Here is a 23,907-nt window from a genome sequence, read left to right as displayed (position 1 = left end):
CTCCTCCCTGCGACGGGCTTACTCCGCCGGAGCGTATCTCCTCCCGCGCTCCGGCGGGGGTTCTGTTTTTCCATCCTGTCTTGCATGCGGGCCTCCATGAGTTGAGGCCTTATCCGTAGCGGCCGGGCCGCACGGTTTCAGTGAATCCTTCATCCGTTTTGTTTCCTTGCTTTTCGCGGGGTGTTTTCGTGCGCCTGATTTCCGAACAATCCATCCTTTCCCTCAAGGGCGTGACCGATGCCTGCTACCGGCTGGGCGGCGGGGTGACGAGCTTTGCGCTTCTGACCCGCGTCGGCGTCTCGACGCTGGTCAAATATGCGACGCTCGGCGAGCGCCGCGACGATGGCGGCCATGAGCATCTTCAGACCATGGTGCCGCTCGATATCGCCATAGAGGCGGACATGCGGGCGGGTTCGCCGATCATCATCGGCGAGGCGGCGCGCATTCTCGGCTATGTGCTGACCCGCGACGGCGAGCAGCCGGACAGGCGCGGCCTCAAGGATCTCGACGCGCATGTGGTGCTGTCCGAGACCATGGATGTTTCGCGGGCGATCATCGAGGCCGGCAAGGACGGCCGATATGACGCGCTGGAGCGGCGGACGATCGCCCAGGAAGCGCGCGAGGCAATCCGGGCGCTGGAGCAGGTGATTGCCGCCTGCGGGGAGCGCGAATGATGCGCGGCGCTGTTATCTCCAAACCCATCCATCCGAAAGAGCGGAACATGCTGCGGCGGCTTGACCAGTGCGACGGTGAATATCTTGCCATGCACGGGCTGGCCGACAAGCTCGCCTGCGCGGCTCTGGTTCATGCCGGCTATGCGCAGCGCCACGGCGTGTTTGCGCACCATTACCGGATCACGCCGAAGGGTGAGGGCTATCTCGAACGGCTGGCGAGGGCGCATTGATGGACATTCTTGCGAACCTTTCGGCTGAACAGAAAGCTCTCATCAGGGCGACCGTGACGGATGGCGAATATCGCGGCGCCAGCGTCAATCTGCGCAGCAAGATCGCCAAGCTGCACGCTTACGGACTGGTTCGGCGGCATGAGACCGATACCGGCCTGTGCTTCCCGACAGATGAAGGCCGGGCGGCGGCGGTAGCGCTCGGGCTGATCGACCCGATTGCGCCGCATGGGGTTTCGGCTGTCGTGCCAGTTGCCCAGCCCGTGCGGGCCAGCGTGCCGCAGATGGTCAGCATGTTGCAGACGGCGGCGGCGCTGTTCGACGAGGGCGACGTGGCGCGGGCGCATGTGATCGCCGATGGCGTCTATGACCTTTCCCAGGCCGAGGCGCGGTTTGCGGCGAAATATGAGGCTTCCAAGCACCTGGTGCCGAAATTCCGGCAGCTGCAGGGCGATGCGCTTTTGATGGAAACGCGCTGCAAGATCGAACTGGCGCGGGCGTATGACCGGGCGCAGGAGACTGGCACGGCTGCCAAAAAGGGCCGTCCGAAAAATGTCGCAGATGAGGACATTTTCAAGCAGGCCGAAGCGGGCCTTACACGGCAGGAGATCCATGAGGCGCGCAAGCTGGCAGCGGCTGAGGAAAAGACGCCGGGCATTGCCGAGCGTGCAATTGCAGCGCGTGTTGCGGCAGGTCTTGCACCTACTCGTGCGAACCTGAAGCATGCGATCGGCACGAAAACCGCCACCAAGGAAGAGCGCGGTAACAATCTCTATGAGACCCCGGAGGAGGGGACATGGACGATCCTTGCGCTGGAGCAATTCTCGGCGGTCGTCAGCGAGCCCTTCTGCGGGCGGGGCGCAATCGTCCGGGTGCTGGAGGCAGTCGGTTACGAGGTCGTGCCCTCCGATCTCGTCGACTACGGGACCGTGACGAAGGACGGCGAGTGCCAGGGCGTCGCGGACTTCCTCGAAACGACCGAGGGGACGGGGTTCGATATCGTCTCCAATCCACCCTATGGCGAGCACATGAACGCGGCCATCGCGCATGCGCTGCGCGTCCACAAGCCGCGCAAGATGGCGCTGCTGCTCAACCTCAATGTGCTTGCCGGGTTCGAGGATGCCGACCGCGAATTCTACATGGAGGAATGCCGCCCGGCGCGGATCTACGTGATGAAGCACCGGCTGCCGATGATGCATCGCGACGGCTGGGACGGCAACAAGGCCTCCTCGCAGATGAACACGATGTGGTGCCTCTGGGAGCTGCAGGACGATGGCAGCTATGGCGACACGACCGTCGTGCATCGGGTGGATTGGGAAAGCGACGAGATCGCCCGGTTCCGGGACGCGCATGAGGCTGCCGTGGCGGTGGAAGGCGAGGCGACATGATGGACGCCCTTGTTGTGCCAGATCGCGAAGTCAGCGGTATTCGCGCGCTTCTCGACGACAATCCGGTTGTCGGCGAAGGCCGCAAGGGTGCCCGCCGCTTCTGGACCGGGCGCGAAGAAAAGCTGCTGAAAACCTATTATCCGCAGGGCGGCGTTTCCCTCTGCCTGCAGTATCTGCCGGGCCGTTCCGCCTCGTCGATCTACAACCGGGTTGGCCAGATGGGGCTGCGAAAGGCGGATGCACGCGGCAAGTTTACCGAGCGCCAGGCCTGGACCAGCAACGAGAGAATCGATGCGGTCATTGTTCGGACCTTTCAGGGCAAGCCCGACAAGGGCGCCGTGCAGGCTTGCGCCTCGGCGGTCGCGCGTCCGCGCTGGTGGGTTTCAAAACGGGCCGTCCATCTCGGTCTCGTCTCGCCCCGCTTCAAAGAGGCTCCATGGAGCGAGGCGGAAATCGCCATCATCAGCGAGAACGCCCACAAGGCGACGGCCAGCCTAAGGCGGATGCTTGCCGGCAAGGGGTATCAGCGCAGCGAGACGGCGATCATTGTCAAGCTGAAGCGCCTCGGCACGGACCGGACGGACCCGGACAATTTCAACGGCAACCAGCTGGCTGCCGTGATGGGCGTCGACCGGAAAACGATCTCGGGCTGGATCTCCAAGGGGTGGCTGAAGGCAAAGCGACGCGAGCAGAGCGCGCTCGATGACTTCTGGAAAATCAGCCGGCGCGATATCCGCAGCTTCATCATTCACAACATCGCCGTCGTCGATATCCGAAAGGTGGACAAGTTCTGGCTCGTCGACCTGCTTGCCGAGCGGGTGGCGTCATGATGGCCACCGAGCGCGAACGGGAAAAGGCACGGCTGGCGCTTTATCGCGATCTGGCGGCGCGGCTCGATGGCGATAGCTGGGGGCTGGAGGTCGAAGGCGGCGAGACGCGGATCGTCAGCCAGCGGTCGACCGGCGAAAGCGTCTGCCTCTGCACCATCCATGCCGATGCGCTCGGTCACGAATATGAGCTGATCAGCGGGGCGGCCGGCCTGCTTTCCCTTTTCCTGACGTTGCAGGACCGGGCCGCAGCCAAGGTGCGCGAGCTGGCTGCCGAACTGGATCAGGGCCGGCGCAGGAACACGCCGCTGGCCTCGCGCGCCGCCATGCTGTGTCAGGATGAGCGCTTCCAGCGGTTCCTCGAAAGCCGGGGCGCCGGCGGCCCCGTGCGCGACAAGCAGGCGGCCGATACCCGCCTGAAAAGTCTGCTGGCGATCTCCTCCAAGACCGAACTGAACGACGCCGGAGACGCGCAGCGGAAGTATTTCAAGCTGCTTGACGACTACCGCGCATGGAAATCCGGAGCAGGCCGATGATGGCGCGGTCCTGGCCCATAGAGCGGATGGCGCCGGCCGAGGTCGGAGGCGCATCGCTTGCCTACCAGATCCGCTGCGGGGGCTGCGGCGGGCTTGCCTATTACCCGCTGAAACGCGGCGTCAAAAAGCGGACGCCAGAATCAATCCTCCAGCATTTCCGCGGTTACGGCTGGGATGTGGGGCGGACAGCCCGCCTCGACCGCTGCCCGGAATGCCTGAAGCGCAATCCTCTTTTCCAACAGGAGACGAAACCCATGACGACGTCCCAGAAGGGGCCGGCGGCCAATGTCGTTGCCCTCAAGGCCGACGCGCCGCCCACGATGACGCCGGCCGACCGGCAAATCGTGTTCGCACGCATCGGCGATTTCTATTCCGGCCATGGCTATACGCAGGGTTGGACCGACAAAAAGGTTGGGGCTGACCTGAATGTGCCCGTCGCCTGGGTGCGCGAGATCCGCGACATGATGTTCGGGCCGGAAGGCTCCAATCCGCTCCTCGATGAATTCCTGAAAGGCCAGGCCGCGTTCGAGCGGGAGGTCGCCATCGTGCTCGAAAGCCGCAAGCAGGTCTGCGAGGCGGCGGAGCGCGTGCGCCGCTCCTGCGACGATCTCTCGGCCAAGGCGCGCGACCTCGATGTCCTGAAAAAGCGGGTGGAAAAGGAGATCGGGCGATGAACGAACTGCGACCCGAAATTGCAGCCATAGCGGCGGCGGCAACGGATGCAGAGCGGGCGCAGGCTTTGCTTGAGTGCTCTCTGTCAACCCTGATGACCTGCGAGGCCACCATTCGAAACCGGCTGATGCATGCGCGGTTCTCTGAGGGCCTCGCCTATGTGGATGCCGAGCTGGCGCATCTGCGCGCGACGCGCCGGGTGAGTGACGCCGGTTTTCAGTCCATGGCCGTGAGCGCCGCCCGCGGTCGTTTGCGACGTGTCTTGCTCGGCCTTCCGGCTGATGGGCAGGAGGCGGGCTGATGCGCGTCCTGATTGGCTGTGAAACCTCCGGGCAGGTGAGGCGGGCTTTCCGTGATCTCGGTCACGACGCCTGGTCCTGCGATCTGTTGCCGGCCGATGACGGCAGCAATCGCCATATTGTCTGCGATATCCGCGATCTGCTCGGCGAGGGTTGGGACCTGCTCGCTGTCATGCATCCGCCCTGCACGCGACTTTGCAATTCCGGCGTTCGCTGGCTGACAGCGCCGCCGGCGGGAAAGACCCGTGCGCAGATGTGGGCCGATCTCGACGCGGGTGCAGCTCTGTTCTCGGATTGCTGGAATGCGCCGATCGAGCGCATCGCCGTCGAAAATCCCGTCATGCACAAGCATGCGAAAGAGCGGATCAGGAATTATCAGAAGCCGGCGCAGACCGTGCAGCCGTGGTGGTTCGGCGATGAGGCTTTCAAGGCCACGTCCTTCTACCTGCGCGGGCTGCCGCCGCTCGTGGCGACAAATCGTCTTGTGCCGCCCGCTGTGGGCAGCGATGCGCACAAGCGCTGGTCGGCCATTCATCGGGCGCCGCCTTCGCCGGACCGCTGGAAGATCCGTTCGGCCACCTTCCCCGGTATTGCAGCGGCCATGGCCGCTCAGTGGGGCGGCTTTGCCATGGAGGTGGCCGCCTGATGAGCTTCGATGCGACCAACTGGGCGATCAAACAGCGGGGCATGAAGCCGGCGACGAAGATCGTGCTGTGGCACCTCTGCGACCGTTTCCATCCCGACCATGGCTGCTTTCCCTCTCAGGACACGCTTGCCAATGACTGCGAAATGTCCCGCTCGACGCTGAACGTGCATCTGGACGCGCTGGAGGGTTCCGGCCTGATCCTGCGCATCCAGAGCCGCAGGGCCGGTTCCAAGCAGCAGGAGCGGACGAAATATCACTTCCCGTTCGAGCCTGATTTTGCGGTGAAAAGGGCGCAAAAGCCGTGTCCGGAAACCGGACACGGAGCCGCCGATGCCGTGTCCGGAAATGACGAAAAGCCGTGTCCGGAAAATGGCGAAAGCCGAGTCCGGAATCCGGACAGTAACCCTGTAAGGGAACCAGTAAGAGAACCAGTAAAAGAGAGAGGGCGTGGGCGTGAAGGCGATGAAGATCGGTCTGCCATTCCCGGCACGGCAGAGTTTCGCAAACGTGTTCAGCGGTTCCTGTCGGGTGACGGCTACCAGGGCGGTGAGTGGCCCAAATGGGCGAACGGGACGACGATCGATTACATCACCCGCCACTTTGCTGCCCTTTCGGAAAGCAATCGAAAGGTGGCGGAAGAGCGCCGCGATGCGTTTCTCGCGAAATCCGCACTGGATGGCGGGAAGGTCATGGGCGCCGGAAACTACTTCCGCGATCTTGCCTGGGAAGCGCTGAGCGAGAGGGATGTAGCGACGTATGCGGTGAAACGCGGGCCGGGCTCGGCGCCAGTTGTGCCGGACAATTGGGCCAAGGCCTATGGGCCAGCGCATGCCGCCGTGCTGTTTCGAATTCTTTGTGCTGGCCCGGAGAGGCCGGACCTGGCGCCTGAAACCGGTGTCTGGTTCAGCTCTCACTATCGGACGGCCTGGCCGCGCCTCATGGCGTTCAAGCAGCAGACCGACCTGAGAGGCGGCCTGCTAATCGAGCCCGACGATATGCTGATGAGCGAAGCCATGGGTTTCATCGCGCGAGAGAACCCTTTGTTCGCTGCCTGGCAGGGTGAGCTGCGGCGACGCAAGCTGCCGGAGCTTCACGTTCCCGATGGGATGCGCGGCCATTATTTCCCGAAAGTCTCCGAGGGCGAACGCGACCTCGAAATGGCGGTGAGCGATGCGCTCGACCGCTTCTCCCAGGACACACTCCAGCAGCGAGGCAAAGGCCATGACGATGCAGCGTAAGATCATTATGAGCGACCGGATCGACCTCATGCGGGCGCTTCCGGTATTGGAACGGGCGGCGAATCTGCGGCGCATCAACGCGAACATGCTGTCGATGGCAGGCGCGAATCAGCCGGGCGACGCCGCCTGGTTCGTGGTGCACACGGCCGAACGGCGGGAAAAGTCTGTGTATGAGCGCCTGGCGGAAGAAAAAATCAGTGCCTATCTGCCGCTGGTCGAACGGGGTCGGATCGTCAGGCGTGGCCGTGTCGTCGACCTTACGCCGGGGCCAGCGCTGCCCGGTTATGTCATGGTGCATCTGGTTCCATCGGCTGCAGCCTTCTGCGGTTTGAGGCATATCGACGGTGTGATCGGCGTCGTCGGCGGGCTGCATTCGCCTCACAGAATCACCGACGAGGACGTGAACAGATTCAAAAGGGTGCTCGGCTCCTGGGATGAGACATCGGAACACGCCGAACGTTTCCATGTGGGCGACTGGGTGCGGTTCGATGAAGGGCCTTTCATTGGCTTCAACGGTCGGCTGGTGAAGCTGAAGCGGGCTGTCCCGATGGCCGGTCTGCGCAAGATCGCCATCGCCGGCAAGGTGGAGTTCGAGGTAGGCGGACAGCAGCACGTGGTGGAAGCCCCCCTTGCTTTGCTGCAGAAGTTGTGACTTTCTGAACGCGGATGATCTGCTGATCCTGTAGCAAGCGTTTGACCAGTCCCGACAGATGCGGGGCCGGAAGAGAGGGAAACCTCCACGTGGGTATGCCGGGCAGACCCTGTCTTGACCGCCTCGATCGAGAGGCGCCGATTCAAGGCCAGTGCGCAAGCTATGTTTGCAGTTCCCCAAGAGGGCCAATTGAGGCGACCGAGAGGTCGCCTTTTCTTTGCATAGAGTATGGGTAGGCTCACGACGTTGAAGCCCCGGCTTTCCACTCTTGCACCACGGTTAGGACGCATGCCCGGCGACGAGGCGGCACGACTTCGTGAGCGTGACCAGAGTGTGAGCTGGCGGGCATGGTACAAAACCGAACGCTGGCGCAAGCTGCGCCACGTCATCCTCCTGCGGGACAATTACACATGCCAGAAGACCGGCGTCTTGTGCATCGGCAAGTATCCCGCACCGAATAGCGCGGTGGTCGACCACAAGGAACCGCATCGCGGTGATGAGCGGTTGTTCTGGGATCAGGGCAACCTGCAGACCGTGAGCAAGGCCTACCACGACAGCGAGAAGCAGAAGCTTGAACGCCGGTCATTCTGATCAACATGTCGATGCGACCGGATATTGGATAGCGGTCTCTCTTGTCGACGATGATGGCCGCGACCCAGTGTGGGTGGCCATGGTGATGCAAGCTAAGGGGCACGGCCACATCGACATCGATCAGGCTCGCGACTGGCTGGGAGCTAACCCGAGGGCGCAATGCTGCTGTCGATCCTGCCGACCGGAGCCGACATTAGTGCAGCTGACCCTGCTCTGACCTTCGAGAAGGCGTAGGTCACAGCAAGCGATAGTGCCTGCAAAACCTCGATAACCTGACAAGGCCGAAACCGTGAGGGGGGGGCGGGTCAAAAGTCTGAAAACCCTCTCCCCTCCGGACCCGCGTCCCCCTCACCATGATATTTTTTTCCGATGACCCCAGATTTTGACCTCTTCGGCAATCCCATTGTGATCGGTGACGCCAAGCGCGGAAGGCCGGAGCATGAGCCGAGTGAAGAAAACATCATATTTGTCATGGTGTTACTGGCTGCTGGTCAGACGAATAAAGAGGTTGCGGCCACACTCGGCCTGTCTGTCCCGACTTTTCGGAAACATTATTTGCATTTGTTGAAGCAGCGGGACCTCATGCTCGATCGTCTCCGCACCAAGCTTCGCGTCTCGCAAATCAAGCAGGGCCTGTCCGGGAATTCGTCCGCGCTCAATGCGGCCTTGGCAACCCTCGATAAGGTCAAGGCCGAGAGCGCTCAGAAGAGCGTCGAGAACCGCGGTAATGCGAAGAGCGAGAAGGCGGCGAAACTCGGCAAGAAGCAACAGCGCCAGCTCACCGCCGAAAATATCGGTGGTAAGTTCGCGCCGCCTTCGGCGCCGAAGCTGATCGTCGACAACCGATGAAACAATGGTCCACAGCCTGCCTCGACTGGGAGAGGCGGATCGTCGAACGCCGATCGCTGATACCGTTCGAGCCGCTCTTTCCCGACGAGGCGGAAGCGGCGCTCGCGGTGTTCAAGTCGCTCCGCATCGTCGATGTTCCTGGAGGGCCGACATTTGGTGAGGCCTGCGAAGAGTATGTTTTCGATTTCGTGCGCGCCGTCTTCGGTGCATACGACCACGAAAGCGCCAGACGGCAAATCGAGGAGTTCTTTCTCCTCATCAGCAAAAAGAACATCAAGAGCACGCTGGCTGCCGGCATCATGCTGACCGCTTTGATCCGCAACTGGCGACACTCCGCCGAATTGCTGATCGTTGCGCCGACTTTGGAAATCGCGGGAAATTCGTTCAAGCCGGCCGCTGACATGGTTCGTGCGGACCCGGAACTCGTGGACCTTTTGCATGTCCAGGACAATCTGAAGCAGATCACGCACCTGACCACCAAGGCAGTCCTGAAGGTTGTGTCGGCCGACGCCAGCACGGTAGGCGGCAAGAAAGCAGCATTCGTTCTGATCGAGGAACTCTGGCTGTTTGGCAAGCGACCTGGTGCCGGTGCGATGCTCCAGGAGGCTACCGGCGGTCTTATATCGCGGCCAGAAGGTTTTGTGATTTATCTCTCGACACAGTCCGATGAGGTCCCGGCCGGCGTATTCAAGGAACGCCTCGACTATTTCCGCAATGTACGGGACGGCAAGATTGACGATCCGCGCAGCCTGCCGGTGCTTTACGAATTTCCGGAGAAGATGATCGAGGACGAGGCCTACCTCGATCCGGCGAACTTCTACATCACCAACCCGAATATGGGCCGGTCGGTGCGGGCGGAGTGGCTTGAGCGCAAACTTGTGCGGGTGAAAAGCGGCGATGACGAGGACGGCGATACCGTCCAGACCTTCCTCGCCAAGCACCTCAATGTCGAGATCGGCATGCGGCTCCGGGCAAACCGTTGGCCGGGAGCAAATTACTGGGAGAAGGCGGCCGATGAAGATCTCGGTAAACTTCCCCATTTTGAAGCGCTGGAACAACTTCTTGACCGCTGCGAGGTGGTAGTAACCGGGGTTGATGGCGGCGGGCTGGACGATCTTTTCGGCTTCAACGTCCTCGGTCGAGAGCCGGCAGAGATACCCATCCGGGTAAAAGTGGATGGTGTTTGGTCGACGCGGTACATGAAGCGCTGGCTGTCCTGGTCACATGCGTGGTGCCATCGCGGTGTCCTCGATATCCGCAAAAAGATTGCGCCTATCCTGCAAGACTTCGAGGCTGCCGGCGAATTGACGATCGTCGATGATGCTCTTCAGGATGTCGGCTCGATTATCGAAATCATCCAGCGCATCAAGGATCGTGGTCTTTTGGGTGGTGTTGCGGCCGACGCCGCAGGCCTGGGGGAATTTGTCGACGCCCTCGAAGATATCGGCCTGACGCAGGAATCGAAACTCGTTGTCGCTGCGCCGCAAGGCTACGGGATGATGAATGCTCTCAAGAGTGCGGAGCGTCGCGTTTCTAGCGGCCTGATCAAGCATTGCGGCGGCCGGCTAATGCCGTGGTGTGTGTCCAATCTGAAGATCGAGCCTACGGCCACGGCGATCCGGGCCACGAAACAAACTGCCGGTGACGCCAAAATCGACCCGGCGATGGCGTTCTTCAACTCCGTCTACCTTATGGGCCGGAACCCTGAAGCGCCGGGGAAGTCGGTATATGAAACCCGCGGCATGAGGATGGTGTAACCGGCATGGGAATTCTCAGCATCTTCAAGCGCGCCGAGGCTGCGCCGGCAGGCCCTGCGGTGGCACCCTCCCGGGTTAGCGCGATGTCTGGTGAGGTCGCGCAGTTCTGGGATATGAGCGATCCCCGCCTCCTAAGCTTCTTGCGTGACGGGAACCAGACGGAAAGCGGCTTCACCGTCACGGCGAAGTCGGCCATGACAAACACGACCGTGATCCGCTGCGTGTCGCTGATCACTTTCGCAATGGGGGCATTGCCGCTTCACCTTCGGGACAAGGACAGCAAGGAGAAGGCTACAGATCATCCTCTGTTCCGCATCCTGCACCGCAAGCCGAACGCATGGCAAACCGCATTCGAATTCCGCTCGCTGATGCAGCAGCGGGCACTCGGCTACAATGGCGATGGCTGCCGAGGCGACGCATTTGCGCGAATAGTTCGTAGCGGCGACCGGCCGATCCAGCTTGTACCGCTTGCCACCGAGAGGGTGCGACCGAAGCAGCGGAGTGATTGGTCGCTGGAGTATGAGTACCAGCGTCCCGATGGTGGCAAGGTCACCCTTCAGCAGAGGGACGTATTGCACCTTCGGTATGGTCTTTCCGAGGACGGCATTTCCGGATTATCGCTGGTGAAGCAGGCGGCCGAAGCCATTGGCCTAGCGCTCCAGACCGAACGTGCCGCCGCCCGATTGTTCAAGAATGGCATGCTCGTGGGCGGCATGATGTCAGTGAAAGAGACATTGTCTGACGAGGCGTTCGAGCGGTTGAAACAGCAGATGGATGAGCGCGAAGGTGCCGAGATGGCGCACAAGTGGATCATCGGAGAGGAAGGGCTGGAGGCGAAACCGTTCTCCCAGAGCGGCCGCGACAACCAGCATATCGAGCAACGCAAGCATCAGATCGAGGATATCGCCCGTGGGTTCGGCGTACCGCGTCCGCTCTTGGGCGTGGATGATACCTCGTGGGGCTCGGGCATTGATGTGCTGGGCCAGTTTTTCGTGCGCTACGCGCTTAACCCATGGTTCGTGGCATGGGAGCAGGCGATCGAGAGATCACTGCTAACCGATGCCGAAGCTGATCGATACGAATGCAAGTTCAACGTCGGGGCCCTGCTTCGGGGATCGATGAAGGACCAGGCTGATTTCTTCGCCAAGGCTCTCGGCTCTGGCGGGCATCAGCCCTGGATGAACTACGAGGAGGTCCGCGAAACCATGGACCTGCCTGAAAAGGAAATCGCACCGAACGCATTGGCGACTGGTGCAGCCCCGTCAAACAGGAGCAATGATAATGAGCCTCCGGAACCTGCCTGAGATCAAGGCTGAGCGGCTGCCGTCAATCTGTGCTTTCGAGCCTGATGCGGACGCAGTCGAACGCTGGAATGCCGGTATATTGGCAACAAAGCAAAGCCCGGAAAACACGATCTCCATCCTTGATATCATCGGAGAGGATTTCTGGACCGGCGGTGGAGTCACCTCGAAACGGGTCTCGGCGGCGCTTCGGGCGATCGGAGATCAGGAGGTCTTTGTCGATCTCAATTCGCCGGGCGGTGATTTCTTCGAGGGTGTCGCGATCTACAATGCGCTGCGCAGCCACCCAAAGAAAGTGACCATCCGCATTCTGGGCCTTGCGGCCTCGGCAGCTTCAGTCATCGCGATGGCGGGGGATGAGATCCAGATCGGCAAGGCCGGGTTTTTAATGGTGCACAATGCATGGGTCGTGGCGATCGGAAATCGGCATGATCTCGCAGAGGCGGCTAAGACGATGGAGCCCTTCGACGATGCCATGGCTACCGTCTACTCCGACCGCGCCGGCGTAAAGAAGACCAAGGCTGCGGAATGGATGGACAATGAGACCTGGTTCAACGGTGAGCAGGCTGTTGCAGAGGGTCTCGCGGACAGCTTTCTGCCGGCCGACCAGGTATCGGAAGACAAGACAAAGGCTGAGGCCGGCAAGTCCGTGAACGCCACCCGGCGCGTGGATGCTCTTCTGGCCAAATCAGGAATTCCCCGCAATGAGCGCCGTAGCCTCATTGGCGAGGTAAAGGGCGGCAAGCATGACGCTGCCGCTTCCGTCACGCAGGACGCTGACGACATCAACGCTGCTCTCGGGCGGCTCGCGAACTCATTCCTCAAGTAAGGAAAACTCACATGAAAAAGTCCTATGTGTTGGCAGGGCTTGCTCTGCTGATCGTCGGCGCCTGCGTCATTCTTGGAGGCGTCCCCGAACTCTATGCTGCCGTCGCTCATCCGTCGGTGCATTTCGACGTTGCAACAGCCATGACGATGGCCCTGCCGGGCCTGCCTCATTCCCGTCGCGGCATCATGGCGGTGCGCGCTGAAACTCCGGTCGACGTAAAGGCGGCGATCGAGGCCGTCAACAAGGCGTTCGAATCCTTCAAATCCGCGCATGCGGATAAGGAGAAGGAACTCCTGAAGAAGTTCGACGATGTCGTGACAACCGAGAAGATGGAGCGCATCAATTCCTCGGTCGGCGATCTTCAGAAGGCGGTTGATGACGCCAACGCCAAGATCGCCGCGATGCAGATGGGCGCCGGCGGTGGAACGGGTGAGGTGCGCGACCGTGAATATACTGACGCGTTCCGCGCCCACTTCCGCAAGGGTGAGGTCCAGGCATCGCTCAACAAGGGCGCCGACGACGAAGGCGGCTATCTTGCTCCGGTGGAGTGGGATCGCACGATCGTCGACAAGCTGGTGGAAGTTTCGCCCATGCGTCAGATCGCGCAGGTGCAGACGATCTCCGGCGCAGGCTTCAAGAAGCTGTTCAATCTGCGCGGGACCGGCTCCGGCTGGGTGGGCGAGACTGCAGCGCGTCCGGAAACCAACACGGCTGAGTTCGGCCCGCTGACGTTTACGCCTGGCGAGCTTTATGCAAACCCGGCCGCCACCCAGCAGATGCTCGACGACGCCGAAATCAATCTCGAGCAGTGGCTGGCAGACGAGGTTGAAACCGAGTTCTCCTACCAGGAGGGCGTTGCCTTCGTCTCGGGCAACGGAACGAACAAGCCGACTGGCTTCCTGACCTACGTCACCGGAGCAGCCAGCGCCGCCGTCCACCCGTTCGGCGCAATCCAGCTCAAGACTGCGGCGGCAGTCGGGGCTGTCACGACTGATGAACTGATCGACCTCGTCTACATGCTGCCGCAGGTCATGCAGCAGAACGCCCGGTTCGTCACCAACCGCAATGCTCTGGGCACCGTCCGCAAGCTCAAGGACGGTGATGGCAATTATATCTGGCAGCCGTCCTTCCAGTTGGGGCAGCCGTCTCAGGTTCTCGGCTATCCGGTGACCGAAATGGCCGCCATGCCGAACATTGCCGCTGGTGCCGTTCCGATTGCTTTCGGCGACTTCCGTCGGGGCTATCTGATCATTGATCGTACCGGCGTCCGCGTCCTGCGCGATCCCTACTCCAACAAGCCCTACGTGATGTTCTACACCACGAAGCGTGTTGGCGGCGGGGTCCAGGATCCGCAGGCGATCAAGGCCCTGAAGATGGCTGCAGCCTAAACCGCATCGGCGATGGAGAAAAGTCGGCGGGCCAATAACGGCCCGCCTGGTTCTCAATCTCAACTAAACAGGAGGCCACCATGGCCAAGAAGACAAAGACCCCGGAGGGGAAGACCCCGGAGCAGGTAGCCGACGAAAATCACGCCAAGCGGGCCGATGCTGCCGAGAAGGCGACGGCGCGTGCCAAGGAAGAGGGCCGGCTGCCCGAAACCATGGCCGTCACAAATCCGGCGCCGGCAACCGAAATGGATGCCGCCAGCGGCGCCTTCATCGAGCCGGAGATCAAGAAGGCTATTCCGGTCGATCATCCCGCGATCGAGAACAATCCGCGTGCGGGAACGTCGGCGATCCAGAATGGCGGCGACTTCAACGATCCGAGCCAGCGCCATCCTTCTGACCCCGATTTTGCCGGCCAGGGTCTGGACCTCAGCGTCTACGGCACGAAGACCGAGAAGTAACCGCCCGAAAGCCGGGCGCTTTGCGGCGCCCGGCTCCGCTCAAATCGAGGCAGACCTATGTTCCGACCGACACTCGTCACGCCCGCCACGGTCCTTCCCGTTACCGTTGCGGAGGCGAAACTCGCTATCCGGACCGACAGCATCGACCTCGACAGCGAGATCGAGAGCGCCATCAAGTCCGCCGTTTCTCACTACGAGGGATGGAACGGCATCTTGGGAATACTGCTCGTCGAACAGACCTGGCGCGCTCGCTTCCGGTGTTTCGAGCGAAGCATGTGTCTGCCGCTTCGTCCGGTGCAAACCATTACCTCCATCGCTTGGCGGGACGCGGAGGGGACGTCCTCTCCCGTAGAGGTCGAAAACTACTCGTTGGATGCAGACGCCGGCGGAACCTATTTCGTCCGTTTCCTCGATGCGTATGGGTTCCCGTCCAGTCTTTATCAGAATGCGCCGATCTCAGTGGATTACGTCGGCGGATGGCCCGTCGTCGATGGCAAGGCAACGACGCCCGATGACATCAAAACTGCGATCAAGATCCGTGTGCAGATGCAGGTCGATGAGGCGGCCACAGTCAACCGCGATCACCTGAAAGCGTTCGAGCGTGAGCTTTCCCGCAAATATCGTCCTCCGAGGATATGATGTCTATCACCGCGCAGCAGCTCGATCGCCGCATCACCATCCAGCGGGTGACGACGGTCAATAACGAGTTCAATGAGCCGGTCGAGACCTGGTCGGATTTGGCAACCTTGTGGGCTCGGCGGAAGGACAGTTCGGACGTGGTCAAGACCGAGCTGCTGGGTGCCGAGCAGATCAGCGCCTATCTGCTCGCTCATTTCACGATCCGGTCATCGACCCTGTCGAAGACGATCACGCCGTTGGATCGTATCAGCTACGACGGCCACGTCTGGAACATCAAGGGCACCAAGGAAGCGGCCGACGGGCGCAACCGGTTTATCGAACTCACAGCGGTGCGGGCGAACAACTGATGGCGCGTGGCGGTTTCACGGTTGGGGTTGACGGTCTCAAGGATCTTGAGAAGGCGCTGAAGGAATTGCCGCAGGCCAATGCGAAGGCCGTTCTGCGCCGGACGATGAAGGAAGCGGGGGAGCCGGTTGCGCGGACAGCCCGTGCCCTTGCGCCGAAGGACGAAGGCCATCTGGCCGAGAGCATCGACGTCAGCACCAAGCTTTCAGAGCGACAGAAGAAGCTCCACAAGAAGCAGTCGCCGGTCGAAATGTTCATCGGCCCCGGCTCGCATCCTTACGGTCCGCTGCAGGAGTTCGGAACCGGTCCGGGCCACCAGGCGCAGCCGTTCATGCGTCCGGCCTGGGATCAGAACAAGGAAAAGGTGCTCGATACCATCGCCAACTTGACATGGATCGAGATCGAAAAGACGGCAACACGGCTGGCCAAGAAAGCGGCGAAGCGTCGCTAACCTCAGGGAGTTGATATGAGAGTTTCTGCATCACCAGATGATCCTGGGTATTTGCGTTGGATCGAGCTCGTCAGCTTTGGTGTCCAAGTTACTCTCAACGGCGAGATCATCGAGAAGGTCATCACTGCCGATGAGGAGGAAGGTTTTATCATCCGCATCAAATGTGACGACGACGGAGAGATGATTGTTTCGGGCTATGAAAGGCTGGAGGGCTCCGTGAAAGTGACATGGGGTCAGGCGTAGCCATGGAACCAGCATTGACCGCGCTACTGCTTGGCGCCGCGCCTTTGACCGCGATTGTCGGCAATCGGATCAACTGGGGCCGCAAGCCGCAGAGCGATGCGAACCGGCCTTACATCGTTCTGCAGCGCATCGACGGCGTGCCGACCTATCACATGACCGGCGCGTCCGATCATGTCGCTAGCCGGGTGCAGGCGGATGTCTATGGCGAAACCTACACCTCGACGAAGCGGGCGTCCTCGGCATTGATCGCTGTCCTCTCCGGTTATTCCGGCGGGATCTTCCAAGGCATGTTTCTCGATTCACAACGTGATTTCCCGGCGGCGGACGCGGGGGAGGTGACCACTCTTTTCCGAACGTCCGTCGATTTTCTCATCCACCACCAAGCCTCATAGGAGAGTTCCCATGACCACTGCCATGATTGGGTATAACACCAAATATCGCATCTGGGATTCCACCCTCACCGTTCCGGCCTTCGTCGAGATTGCCGAAGTTATCAATGTGACGCCCGGCGCTGCGACCGCCGATCGGATCGACGCCACGCATATGCAGAGCCCCGGCCGCCGGCGCGAATATATCGCCGGCCTGATCGATACCGGCGAGGCATCGTTCGAAATCAATTGGGTGCCGGGCAACGGGACTGACGAACTGCTGCGCCGACTGATGGCGTCGGGCGCTGTCGAGCAGCACGAAATCGAGTTCCCGAACGGTGTTACCGTCTCTTATGACGCTGCCCTCACCGGTTATGAAAAAGACATCCCACTTGATGACAAGATGACGGCCACCATCACCGTCGCGGTCTCCGGCGAGGATACCTGGGGAGAGGCCGCGTAAATGGCAAACCCTCTACGCGGCTCCGTCGCGCTCCAGGCTGGCGACAAGGCTTACACCCTCAGCTTTTCCATCAATGCTCTCTGCGAGCTTGAGGAAGAGATGGGACAGCCTGTCGCCAAGATCGCGGCGGGTCTCGGCAAGCCGGAAGAAATGAGGATTGCAACGGTTCGCTCGTTGGTGTGGGCGGCCCTGCGTGACCATCATTCGGAAGTCGACCTGAAATCGGCCGGCGAACTGATCTCCGAAGCCGGCATTTCCAACATCATGCCCGCCATCGGCCAGGCCTTTCAGCTTGCCTTCCCGGCGCCATCGGGGGCGAAAGACACGGCGCGCCCTCAGAAGGCGAAGGACTGAACCCGCATCGTCTGCTCAAGTCATGGGTGGAAAGCGGTCAAGATCCTTCGCATTTCTGGCGCCTCACGCTGAGAGAAATCGGCGTGATCCTCGACGGGGCGGCAAGCCGTCTCAAGCGAGAACACAACGACCGGGCATGGATGGTCTGGCACATCGAGGCGCTGTCCCGGCAGAAGAAGATGCCGAAGTTGGCAGACCTCACCTTCGCGCCGGAGAAGCGGCCGATGAATGCCGCCGAAATCGAAGCGATCACGCGGTCCTGGTTGGGATCTCGAAAAAGGAAAAGCTGAATGGCCGGTAGTGCAGTCATCGGTAGTCTGAGGGTGAACCTCGGCATCGACACGGCAGCCTTTGACAAGGGCCTTGCCGATGCCATGAAAAGCCTCAAGGGCATCGGCAGCTCGATGCAGAACATCGGCAAGTCCATGTCGATGTATCTGACGGCTCCGATCGTCGGCTTTGGTGCGCTGACGGTGAAGACCGCCGGCGACTTCGAAGCGGCCATGAACCGCGTCGGCGCTGCCACCGGTTCGACCGGTGCGCAGTTCGAGGCGCTGGAAACCCTTGCCCGAGATCTCGGCCGCACGACGACGAAGTCAGCGTCGGAATCTGCCGACATGCTGGAGATGCTGGCCAAGAACGGGCTGACGGCCGAGCAAATCCTGGGCGGTGCGGCGGAAGCCGCGATCAAGCTGTCGGAGGCAACTGGCGGCGATCTGTCCAAGTCTGCCGATGTCGCTACCAATATCATGGCGCAGTTCGGCAAACAGGCGAAAGACCTCGCGCCGATCGTCGACCAGATCACCGGCGTCACACTGCAGTCGCAGTTCGGTTTCGAGGACTATGCCCAGGCGATCGGGCAGGCCGGCGGCGTGGCCGGGTCTCTCGGTGTCGACCTGACGGAATTCAATGCGGCGATTGCCGCCACGTCGGACGTGTTCAACTCGGGCTCCGATGCCGGCACGTCCTTCAAGACCTTCCTGCTGCGGCTCGTGCCGCAGAGTGATGGTGCCGCGGCCGCCATCGAAAAGTTGGGGCTGGAATTCTTCGACGCCAGCGGCAAGATGAAGGCCCTGCCTGATATTGCCGAGCAGCTGAAGGTCGCGCTCGCCGGGCTGAGCGACGAGGCGCGAAACGACGCTCTGAATACGATATTCGGCACGGACGCGCTGCGCACGGCGGTCGCCCTGGGCAATGAGGGTGCGGCCGGCATCAATACGATGGTGGAAGCCATCAACAGGAAAGGCATTGCCGACGAACAGGCCGCTGCCCGGATGAAGGGCTTCAATGGCGAGTTGGAGAAGCTCGCCGGCGCTTTCGACGAGTTGAAGCTGGCGATCGCCGATAGCGGGCTGCTGGAAACGATCACGGCTTTCGTCACGAAGCTGGCCGAATGGATGACCAAGCTCGCCAAGACCAGTCCGGAAATCCTGAAATGGGGAACGATCGTCGCTGGCCTGGTCGCGATCATCGGTCCGGTTGTTGTCGTTATCGGAACGCTAGTTACAGCCATTGCCGCCATTGGGCTACCGATCGCTGCGGCTGTCGCCGGCATCGCTGCCATCACGGCGGCCGTTATAGCCTTCTGGCCTGAAATTCAGCGTGCCTGGGAGGTGTTCGTAAAGTTCAACGAGGCGATGGTCCAGATTGGCGCCGGCCTCCTTGAGACGCTTCCGGCGAAGTTCTCCGAACTCACTGCGAAGGTCGGGCAGTTCGTTTTGGACTTTGCGGCTGCATTCGCCGCACTGCCCGGACAGATGCTCACCATCGGCGGGCAAATCATCGACGGGTTGTGGCAGGGTATCCAGGCGAAGTGGGAAGGCCTCAAGGCCAACGTCACCGGGATCGCGTCCAGCATCAAGGATAGCTTCACCGGCTTCTTTGATATCCATTCGCCGTCTCGCGTCATGGCAGAGATTGGCACGAACATCATGCAGGGTCTCGGGATCGGCATGGAAGGCCAAACAGCTGCCGTTGTCGGGGTCGCGCAGACTGCTTCCGATGGCATCACCACGGCAATGAAGGGCGCGGAAACTGCGGTCAAGCAGGTTGGTTCCTCTTCGACGAATGCCTTTTCCGGTCTCGGATCATCCATCGCTGGAGCGATCAAGGGCACCAAGGAATGGTCCGATGTGCTGTCCGATGTCGTCGGCAAGTTTGCCGATATCGCCCTGCAGGGTCTCACATCTTCCTTTGGCGGTGGTGGTGGCGGGATTGGGGGTTTCCTCTCCAGCCTCGTCGGCGGCCTGTTCGGGTTTGCGCGAGGCGGCACAATCATGCCCGGTGGCACCGGCGGCATAGATAGTCAGGTTGTAGCGTTTCGAAAATCCCCAAATGAGCGGGTCGATATCACAAAGCCTGGGCAAACGCTGGATGGTGGACGAGGTGAGATGCAGGTGCATGTCATCCCATCCCCGTACTTTGACGTGCGTGTTGAGGAAATCTCGGACGGCCGAGTGTCCAAGGCCGCTCCCAGCATCGTCGGCCAGGCCAACCGCAACGTCATGCCGACCGTCGCCCATCACCAGACCGCCAAGGCAGGCGGAGATTATCGGAATAGCTGATGAGCGTGATCCCCGTCTGGCCGCACGATCTGTTGATCCCCGCCGAAGTCCGGCCCAACCTTGTCCCGTTCACGCGGACAGGCGGCCGGTCGCTCGGCGGTGCGAAGCCGTCTGTCCGCACGGATCTCGGTTATTGGTCAATCGACTATGCCGGCGTGCTGCTTCACAGCCGCGCCCAGTTGCGGACCTGGGAGGCGATCAAGGACGTCCTGTCGGGATCGTCGGGCCGCATCGCCATTCCGGTCTGGTCGCATCAGACGGCTCCGCGCATCGGCGCCACCGGCAGCTATATCGCATCGCCGGAAGTGCCGCATGACGACGACACGGAATTCTCCGACGAGACCGAATATGAACAGGGCGAGATCTCGGTCGTTGCACATGAGGCGGTTGCTATTGGTGCAACGACAATCATGCTGCGGATCATCAATGCCGAGGACGATCTTGCGGGGGTGCTTTTCAGCTACAATCATGCGCTCTATCGAACCGGGCAGGTGCTCGATGTCGACGGTGATGTCTGGACGATGCGCGTAAGCCCGAGCGTGGTGGCGACTATTCCAGCCGGCGCCAGCCTGGAATTCGATCTGCCGACGTGCCTCTGCAATCTTGCCGACGATCGCGGCATGGACAATGGCGCCAACATCAATGGCAATGAGCGGGTCAATGTAAGCTTCGTCCAGGACATGCAATATTGGAACATCCTGGCTGTGGGCGGTGAGCCCTGATGGCCCTGAAATCCCTTCGCGTCCTCTGCCAGGTTGATCTGCCGTCTGGAACGCTGCGCTGGTATGATGGCTCCGGTGGACCCTTCGTCGACAGTGACGGGGAGATTTATCGCTCCTGCGTGCTCACGGAAGACGCGCTCGACCAGATCGAGCTTGCCATCAATGCCGAGGCGTTCACGCTATCGCTGGTCATTTCCGGGATCGACGGGCCCACATCCGATCAGATCTGGATCGACTACAAGGCAGGCACGATCAAGGGCGCGCGGTTCCGGATCATGATTCAAAAGTGCGACGAATACGAACAGCCGATCGGCGCGCCGACGATCAAGTTTACCGGAAAGATCGACAATCTGATTTTTGGGGACAGTGCCTCCGATACCGAGATCCGCTCGATCATCACCGTGGAAGTCACCAACCGATTTGCCTTGCGCAAGCAATCGAATGGAGGTGTGCTCTCCGACACGAACCAGAGGGCGCGATCGGCCGTGCTTAATCCGACCGCTCCTCCCGACAGGTTTGCAGAGCGTGTCATCATCTACCTCAACAAAGCGATCCGCTGGCCAAAGTGGTGATGCTCGATCAGTGGGTGAGTTTTTCTCGCGCCTATGGCGAATTGCCTTGGGAGCCGGGAAAGGTCGATTGCTGTCTTTGCCTTTCGGCCTGGGCGATGTGGCTCGGCTATTCAGATCCGGCGCGCCATCTGCGCGGCACCTATGACGACGAGGCAGGGTTTCGCCGGATCATAGAACAGGCTGGCAGCGTGACGGCACTGGTCGAGCGTTGCGCCGACAGCATCAGTGCCAAGCGAACCCAGCGCCCGTTCTGCGGCAGCATCGGCGTAATCGGCAGTCCTACCAATATTCACCGGCAGTTCGGCGCCATCCATGACGGGGAGGGCTGGAATGTGCGGTTCATCCACGGGGTCCATCGCATGATCGCCACGCCGCTTGCCATCTGGAGCATCTGATGCCGGGCCTTGAAACGCTTGCGCTGATCATCTCTTCGCTGGCCACCACGACATTCGCGGCGAACGCGCTTTATCTCGGCACCTATGCGCTGGCGCTTGGCGGACTTGCCTATGCGCAATCGCTGTTCGTCGACAAGCCTTCCGTGCCAAAGCCGGAAGACGGCACGTTCAATCTGAAACAGAATGTGCCTTCGCTCGCCTATGTCATGGGCTGGTCAAAAAAGGGCGGCGACTATGCCTTTCTCGAGGAAAAGAACGGTATCGCCTACCACGTCATCGTTGCTGCCGCACACGAGATCGAAGGGTATATCCAGCACTACCTTCACGACGAGCAGGTGTTGCTCGACGAGACTGGCTTTGTCGCAGCTCCCCAGCATTTCACTCCGAATGTCGTCAAGATCCTGGAGCGCACGGGTCTGCCGGCGGAAACGGCCTATCCAGACCTCCTGACCACCTTCCCGACAATCTATTCGGAAGATCATCGGGGCGACGGTTTGGCATCGATCATGATGTCGTGCCGTGGCGTCAGCCAGAAGAACTATATGAAGGTCTATCCGAACCAGATGCCGCAATGGTCTGCGGTGATGGCCGGCTACAAATTCTTTGACCCGAGAACCGAAACCGTCGCCTTCAGCCGCAACATTGCCCTGATGCGCTTGTGGCACCTGACGCATCCTGTTGGTGGAAAGCTCTCGCTCGACGATGTGTATCTGCCGGACTTTGCCCATGCGGCGGATGTCTGCGCCGAGCTCGTTGTCAACCGGGACGGGGAAAACGAGCCGCGTTATTTCGGGGGGTTCTGGTTTCGGGCGAACAATGATCCGACCGAAGTGGGGCGCATCATGGACCAGGCGGCCGAGCTCGTCATCTTCGAACGGCCGGACGGGTTGGTTGGTTGCCATGCGGGCGAGTTCGTCGAGCCGGACATCACGCTCACACGCAACGATGTCATCAGTTTCAACCTCGATGGCAATACGCGCGACACGTCGAATGTGCTGGCGGTGCGCGGCCGCTATGTGCGGCTCGACCTCGATCATGCAACGTCGGATGCGGCGATCTATGGCGATCCCTATGTGGATGGCGACGATACCGAGCGCACCAAGACGATCGACAACAATGCGGTCCAGTCTCACAACCACGTGCAGAGGCTGCAGAAGATCGCCTTTATCCGGGCCAATGCGCCGCGGGTCTCGATCCTGGCGCATTATGAGCCGGCGGAGAATGTGCCCTATCGCCGTTTCGTCTGGGTCAATATCCCACCGAAGCTCGACATGGTACTAGTCGAGATCGCCGAGACGCCGAAGCTTTCGTTGCGCAACCTGACAATGGAGTTTGCCGGCATCATCGTGCCGGCAGATCTCTATGCGTTCGATGCGGCGACCGAAGAGGGTGAACCGGGGAATGATGTGATCCTGCTGGAAAACGGCGGGGTGCCGACCCCGACCGACTTTGATGTGGTGATCCATCGGGACACGGTGAGCGGTTCCAGCGATGTTGCATATGGTCTGGCCTCGTGGGCTCACTATAGCGACGATCTCACCTATGAGCTTGAATGGCAGCCGAGCGACGAGAGCGAACCGCCCCGCTCGATCCTGTCGGAGCCCGAGGAAGACGAGGTCCGTTCCGGTTACCTGATTGATGGGGTCTCCTACCGTTTCCGCTTGCGGGCCTGGGGTGGTGGCACGCAATCAGAATGGACCGATTATGTAACGCGGGTAGCGGTTGCCGACCCGGTCGCGCCGGCGGCGCTTACGGTGTTTACCCAGACTGCAGCTGTGCCCCATCTTGGCAACGCGGTGTTCTCGCTTACAACGGCAAATGACACCCGCTTGAAGAGCGTGAAGCTTTACCGGAAGGCTAGCGGTGCTCCTCTCGATGTTGACGTTGATACGCCGATTGCCACGCTCCCCGTCGCGTCATCCATCGCGGCAACCTACGGCTATACGGACGGAGATGCGAGCCGGGCAAATTTGGTCACCAATGGGACTTTTGGAAGTGACACCGCTTGGACCAAGGGCGCTGGCTGGACGATTGCCGCCGGCGTTGCACACAAAGCATCGGGGTCCGCGACAACCTTGGAGCAAGCAATCGCTACGCTCACCGAAAACCCGGCAGGAGTTTTCCGTGGGTACTTTGAAGTCAGCAACATTGCCGGGGGAAGCACCCGAATGGCGCTTGAAGGCGGCACGCAGAGCAGTGGTGTCTTGCGGACCGTGAACGGCGCTTTCCTGGAGACGCTCGCCAACAACGGGAACACCAAAATTACTATCCGCTCGACGGCACCTTTGGTCTGCGACATCGATAATGTTGCCCTATACCTTCAAACGCTGTCTTGCGTCCCACAGGGCGCGTGGGACTACTACGCAGTTCCAGTCAATGGCTCTGGCGTGGCGGGCCCGCCGAGCGGCCCTGTCGCCGTGGCGATCATTTAAAACATCAAATATTCACTTTCGCGCACC

At 60.9% G+C, this 23,907-nt stretch carries 30 protein-coding genes; all 30 read left to right on the top strand.

Going from position 1 to position 23,907, the window contains the following annotated elements; translation table 11 throughout:
- Positions 1 to 188 precede the first annotated feature (188 nt).
- Positions 189 to 674 (top strand): phage regulatory CII family protein, encoded by a 486-nt coding sequence (locus tag ASD31_RS03185; protein WP_056329379.1) that lies wholly within the window; start codon positions 189 to 191, stop codon positions 672 to 674.
- Positions 674 to 904 (top strand): hypothetical protein, encoded by a 231-nt coding sequence (locus tag ASD31_RS03180; RefSeq protein WP_156392474.1) that lies wholly within the window; start codon positions 674 to 676, stop codon positions 902 to 904. The genes ASD31_RS03185 and ASD31_RS03180 overlap by 1 nt, the downstream gene beginning before the upstream one ends.
- Positions 904 to 2,289, top strand: coding sequence for an SAM-dependent methyltransferase (locus tag ASD31_RS03175; protein ID WP_200952116.1), 1,386 nt, complete (start codon positions 904 to 906; stop codon positions 2,287 to 2,289). Before ASD31_RS03180 ends, ASD31_RS03175 begins: the two co-directional genes overlap by 1 nt.
- Positions 2,286 to 3,119: a hypothetical protein gene (locus ASD31_RS03170; protein WP_056329145.1), complete on the top strand. Its 834-nt coding sequence runs from the start codon at positions 2,286 to 2,288 to the stop codon at positions 3,117 to 3,119. The genes ASD31_RS03175 and ASD31_RS03170 overlap by 4 nt, the downstream gene beginning before the upstream one ends.
- On the top strand, positions 3,116 to 3,652 hold the full coding sequence (locus ASD31_RS03165; RefSeq protein WP_156392473.1) for a hypothetical protein: 537 nt from the start codon (positions 3,116 to 3,118) through the stop codon (positions 3,650 to 3,652). Before ASD31_RS03170 ends, ASD31_RS03165 begins: the two co-directional genes overlap by 4 nt.
- Positions 3,649 to 4,326 (top strand): hypothetical protein, encoded by a 678-nt coding sequence (locus tag ASD31_RS03160; RefSeq protein WP_056329140.1) that lies wholly within the window; start codon positions 3,649 to 3,651, stop codon positions 4,324 to 4,326. Before ASD31_RS03165 ends, ASD31_RS03160 begins: the two co-directional genes overlap by 4 nt.
- Positions 4,323 to 4,625 (top strand): hypothetical protein, encoded by a 303-nt coding sequence (locus ASD31_RS03155; protein ID WP_056329137.1) that lies wholly within the window; start codon positions 4,323 to 4,325, stop codon positions 4,623 to 4,625. The genes ASD31_RS03160 and ASD31_RS03155 overlap by 4 nt, the downstream gene beginning before the upstream one ends.
- Positions 4,625 to 5,269, top strand: coding sequence for a hypothetical protein (locus ASD31_RS03150; protein ID WP_056329134.1), 645 nt, complete (start codon positions 4,625 to 4,627; stop codon positions 5,267 to 5,269). The genes ASD31_RS03155 and ASD31_RS03150 overlap by 1 nt, the downstream gene beginning before the upstream one ends.
- Entirely contained in the window at positions 5,269 to 6,507 is a 1,239-nt protein-coding gene (locus ASD31_RS03145) for a helix-turn-helix domain-containing protein (RefSeq protein ID WP_056329131.1), read from the top strand. Before ASD31_RS03150 ends, ASD31_RS03145 begins: the two co-directional genes overlap by 1 nt.
- The gene (nusG, locus tag ASD31_RS03140) at positions 6,491 to 7,159 is read left to right on the top strand and encodes a transcription termination/antitermination protein NusG (RefSeq protein ID WP_056329128.1); all 669 of its coding nucleotides are present in this window, start codon (positions 6,491 to 6,493) and stop codon (positions 7,157 to 7,159) included. The genes ASD31_RS03145 and nusG overlap by 17 nt, the downstream gene beginning before the upstream one ends.
- A gap of 288 nt (positions 7,160 to 7,447) precedes the next feature.
- Positions 7,448 to 7,750, top strand: a complete 303-nt coding sequence (locus tag ASD31_RS03135; protein WP_244483738.1) for an HNH endonuclease — start codon at positions 7,448 to 7,450, stop codon at positions 7,748 to 7,750.
- Positions 7,751 to 8,119: 369 nt separating this feature from the next.
- Positions 8,120 to 8,599: a hypothetical protein gene (locus ASD31_RS03130; RefSeq protein WP_056329123.1), complete on the top strand. Its 480-nt coding sequence runs from the start codon at positions 8,120 to 8,122 to the stop codon at positions 8,597 to 8,599.
- The gene (locus tag ASD31_RS03125) at positions 8,596 to 10,356 is read left to right on the top strand and encodes a terminase large subunit (protein WP_056329120.1); all 1,761 of its coding nucleotides are present in this window, start codon (positions 8,596 to 8,598) and stop codon (positions 10,354 to 10,356) included. The genes ASD31_RS03130 and ASD31_RS03125 overlap by 4 nt, the downstream gene beginning before the upstream one ends.
- Before the next feature lie 5 nt (positions 10,357 to 10,361).
- A complete protein-coding gene (locus ASD31_RS03120; protein WP_082520380.1) occupies positions 10,362 to 11,660 on the top strand; it encodes a phage portal protein in 1,299 nt (432 codons plus the stop codon).
- Positions 11,608 to 12,486, top strand: coding sequence for a head maturation protease, ClpP-related (locus tag ASD31_RS03115; protein ID WP_244483737.1), 879 nt, complete (start codon positions 11,608 to 11,610; stop codon positions 12,484 to 12,486). Before ASD31_RS03120 ends, ASD31_RS03115 begins: the two co-directional genes overlap by 53 nt.
- A gap of 11 nt (positions 12,487 to 12,497) precedes the next feature.
- A complete protein-coding gene (locus ASD31_RS03110) occupies positions 12,498 to 13,874 on the top strand; it encodes a phage major capsid protein (RefSeq protein WP_244483736.1) in 1,377 nt (458 codons plus the stop codon).
- Between the two features lie 80 nt (positions 13,875 to 13,954).
- Positions 13,955 to 14,332: a hypothetical protein gene (locus ASD31_RS03105; protein ID WP_056329115.1), complete on the top strand. Its 378-nt coding sequence runs from the start codon at positions 13,955 to 13,957 to the stop codon at positions 14,330 to 14,332.
- Positions 14,333 to 14,389: 57 nt separating this feature from the next.
- Positions 14,390 to 14,971, top strand: a complete 582-nt coding sequence (locus ASD31_RS03100) for a head-tail connector protein (protein ID WP_056329113.1) — start codon at positions 14,390 to 14,392, stop codon at positions 14,969 to 14,971.
- Positions 14,971 to 15,318 (top strand): phage head closure protein, encoded by a 348-nt coding sequence (locus ASD31_RS03095; RefSeq protein ID WP_244483735.1) that lies wholly within the window; start codon positions 14,971 to 14,973, stop codon positions 15,316 to 15,318. Before ASD31_RS03100 ends, ASD31_RS03095 begins: the two co-directional genes overlap by 1 nt.
- Complete coding sequence (locus ASD31_RS03090) at positions 15,318 to 15,767, top strand: HK97-gp10 family putative phage morphogenesis protein (protein WP_056329107.1); 450 nt, start codon at positions 15,318 to 15,320, stop codon at positions 15,765 to 15,767. The genes ASD31_RS03095 and ASD31_RS03090 overlap by 1 nt, the downstream gene beginning before the upstream one ends.
- 15 nt (positions 15,768 to 15,782) lie before the next feature.
- A complete protein-coding gene (locus ASD31_RS03085; RefSeq protein WP_156392472.1) occupies positions 15,783 to 16,010 on the top strand; it encodes a hypothetical protein in 228 nt (75 codons plus the stop codon).
- Between the two features lie 2 nt (positions 16,011 to 16,012).
- Positions 16,013 to 16,402, top strand: coding sequence for a tail completion protein gp17 (locus ASD31_RS03080; RefSeq protein WP_056329102.1), 390 nt, complete (start codon positions 16,013 to 16,015; stop codon positions 16,400 to 16,402).
- A 10-nt stretch (positions 16,403 to 16,412) separates the two neighbouring features.
- Positions 16,413 to 16,841, top strand: a complete 429-nt coding sequence (locus ASD31_RS03075; RefSeq protein WP_056329099.1) for a phage tail tube protein — start codon at positions 16,413 to 16,415, stop codon at positions 16,839 to 16,841.
- Positions 16,842 to 17,195: a GTA-gp10 family protein gene (locus tag ASD31_RS03070; RefSeq protein ID WP_056329097.1), complete on the top strand. Its 354-nt coding sequence runs from the start codon at positions 16,842 to 16,844 to the stop codon at positions 17,193 to 17,195. It abuts the gene before it with no gap.
- A gap of 26 nt (positions 17,196 to 17,221) precedes the next feature.
- Positions 17,222 to 17,485, top strand: coding sequence for a hypothetical protein (locus ASD31_RS03065; protein ID WP_244483734.1), 264 nt, complete (start codon positions 17,222 to 17,224; stop codon positions 17,483 to 17,485).
- Positions 17,486 to 19,759, top strand: a complete 2,274-nt coding sequence (locus ASD31_RS03060; RefSeq protein WP_056329092.1) for a phage tail tape measure protein — start codon at positions 17,486 to 17,488, stop codon at positions 19,757 to 19,759.
- Complete coding sequence (locus ASD31_RS03055; RefSeq protein ID WP_056329089.1) at positions 19,759 to 20,481, top strand: hypothetical protein; 723 nt, start codon at positions 19,759 to 19,761, stop codon at positions 20,479 to 20,481. The genes ASD31_RS03060 and ASD31_RS03055 overlap by 1 nt, the downstream gene beginning before the upstream one ends.
- A complete protein-coding gene (locus ASD31_RS03050) occupies positions 20,481 to 21,053 on the top strand; it encodes a hypothetical protein (protein ID WP_056329086.1) in 573 nt (190 codons plus the stop codon). Before ASD31_RS03055 ends, ASD31_RS03050 begins: the two co-directional genes overlap by 1 nt.
- Positions 21,053 to 21,448, top strand: a complete 396-nt coding sequence (locus ASD31_RS03045; protein ID WP_156392489.1) for a DUF6950 family protein — start codon at positions 21,053 to 21,055, stop codon at positions 21,446 to 21,448. The genes ASD31_RS03050 and ASD31_RS03045 overlap by 1 nt, the downstream gene beginning before the upstream one ends.
- Positions 21,448 to 23,880: a hypothetical protein gene (locus ASD31_RS03040; RefSeq protein ID WP_056329074.1), complete on the top strand. Its 2,433-nt coding sequence runs from the start codon at positions 21,448 to 21,450 to the stop codon at positions 23,878 to 23,880. The genes ASD31_RS03045 and ASD31_RS03040 overlap by 1 nt, the downstream gene beginning before the upstream one ends.
- Positions 23,881 to 23,907 lie beyond the last annotated feature (27 nt).

The sequence above is a fragment of the Rhizobium sp. Root482 genome, from assembly GCF_001426565.1.
Lineage (GTDB): Bacteria > Pseudomonadota > Alphaproteobacteria > Rhizobiales > Rhizobiaceae > Pararhizobium.
The sequence above is the reverse complement of the archived record's forward strand: the minus strand, read 5'-3'. Positions and strand labels throughout refer to the sequence as shown.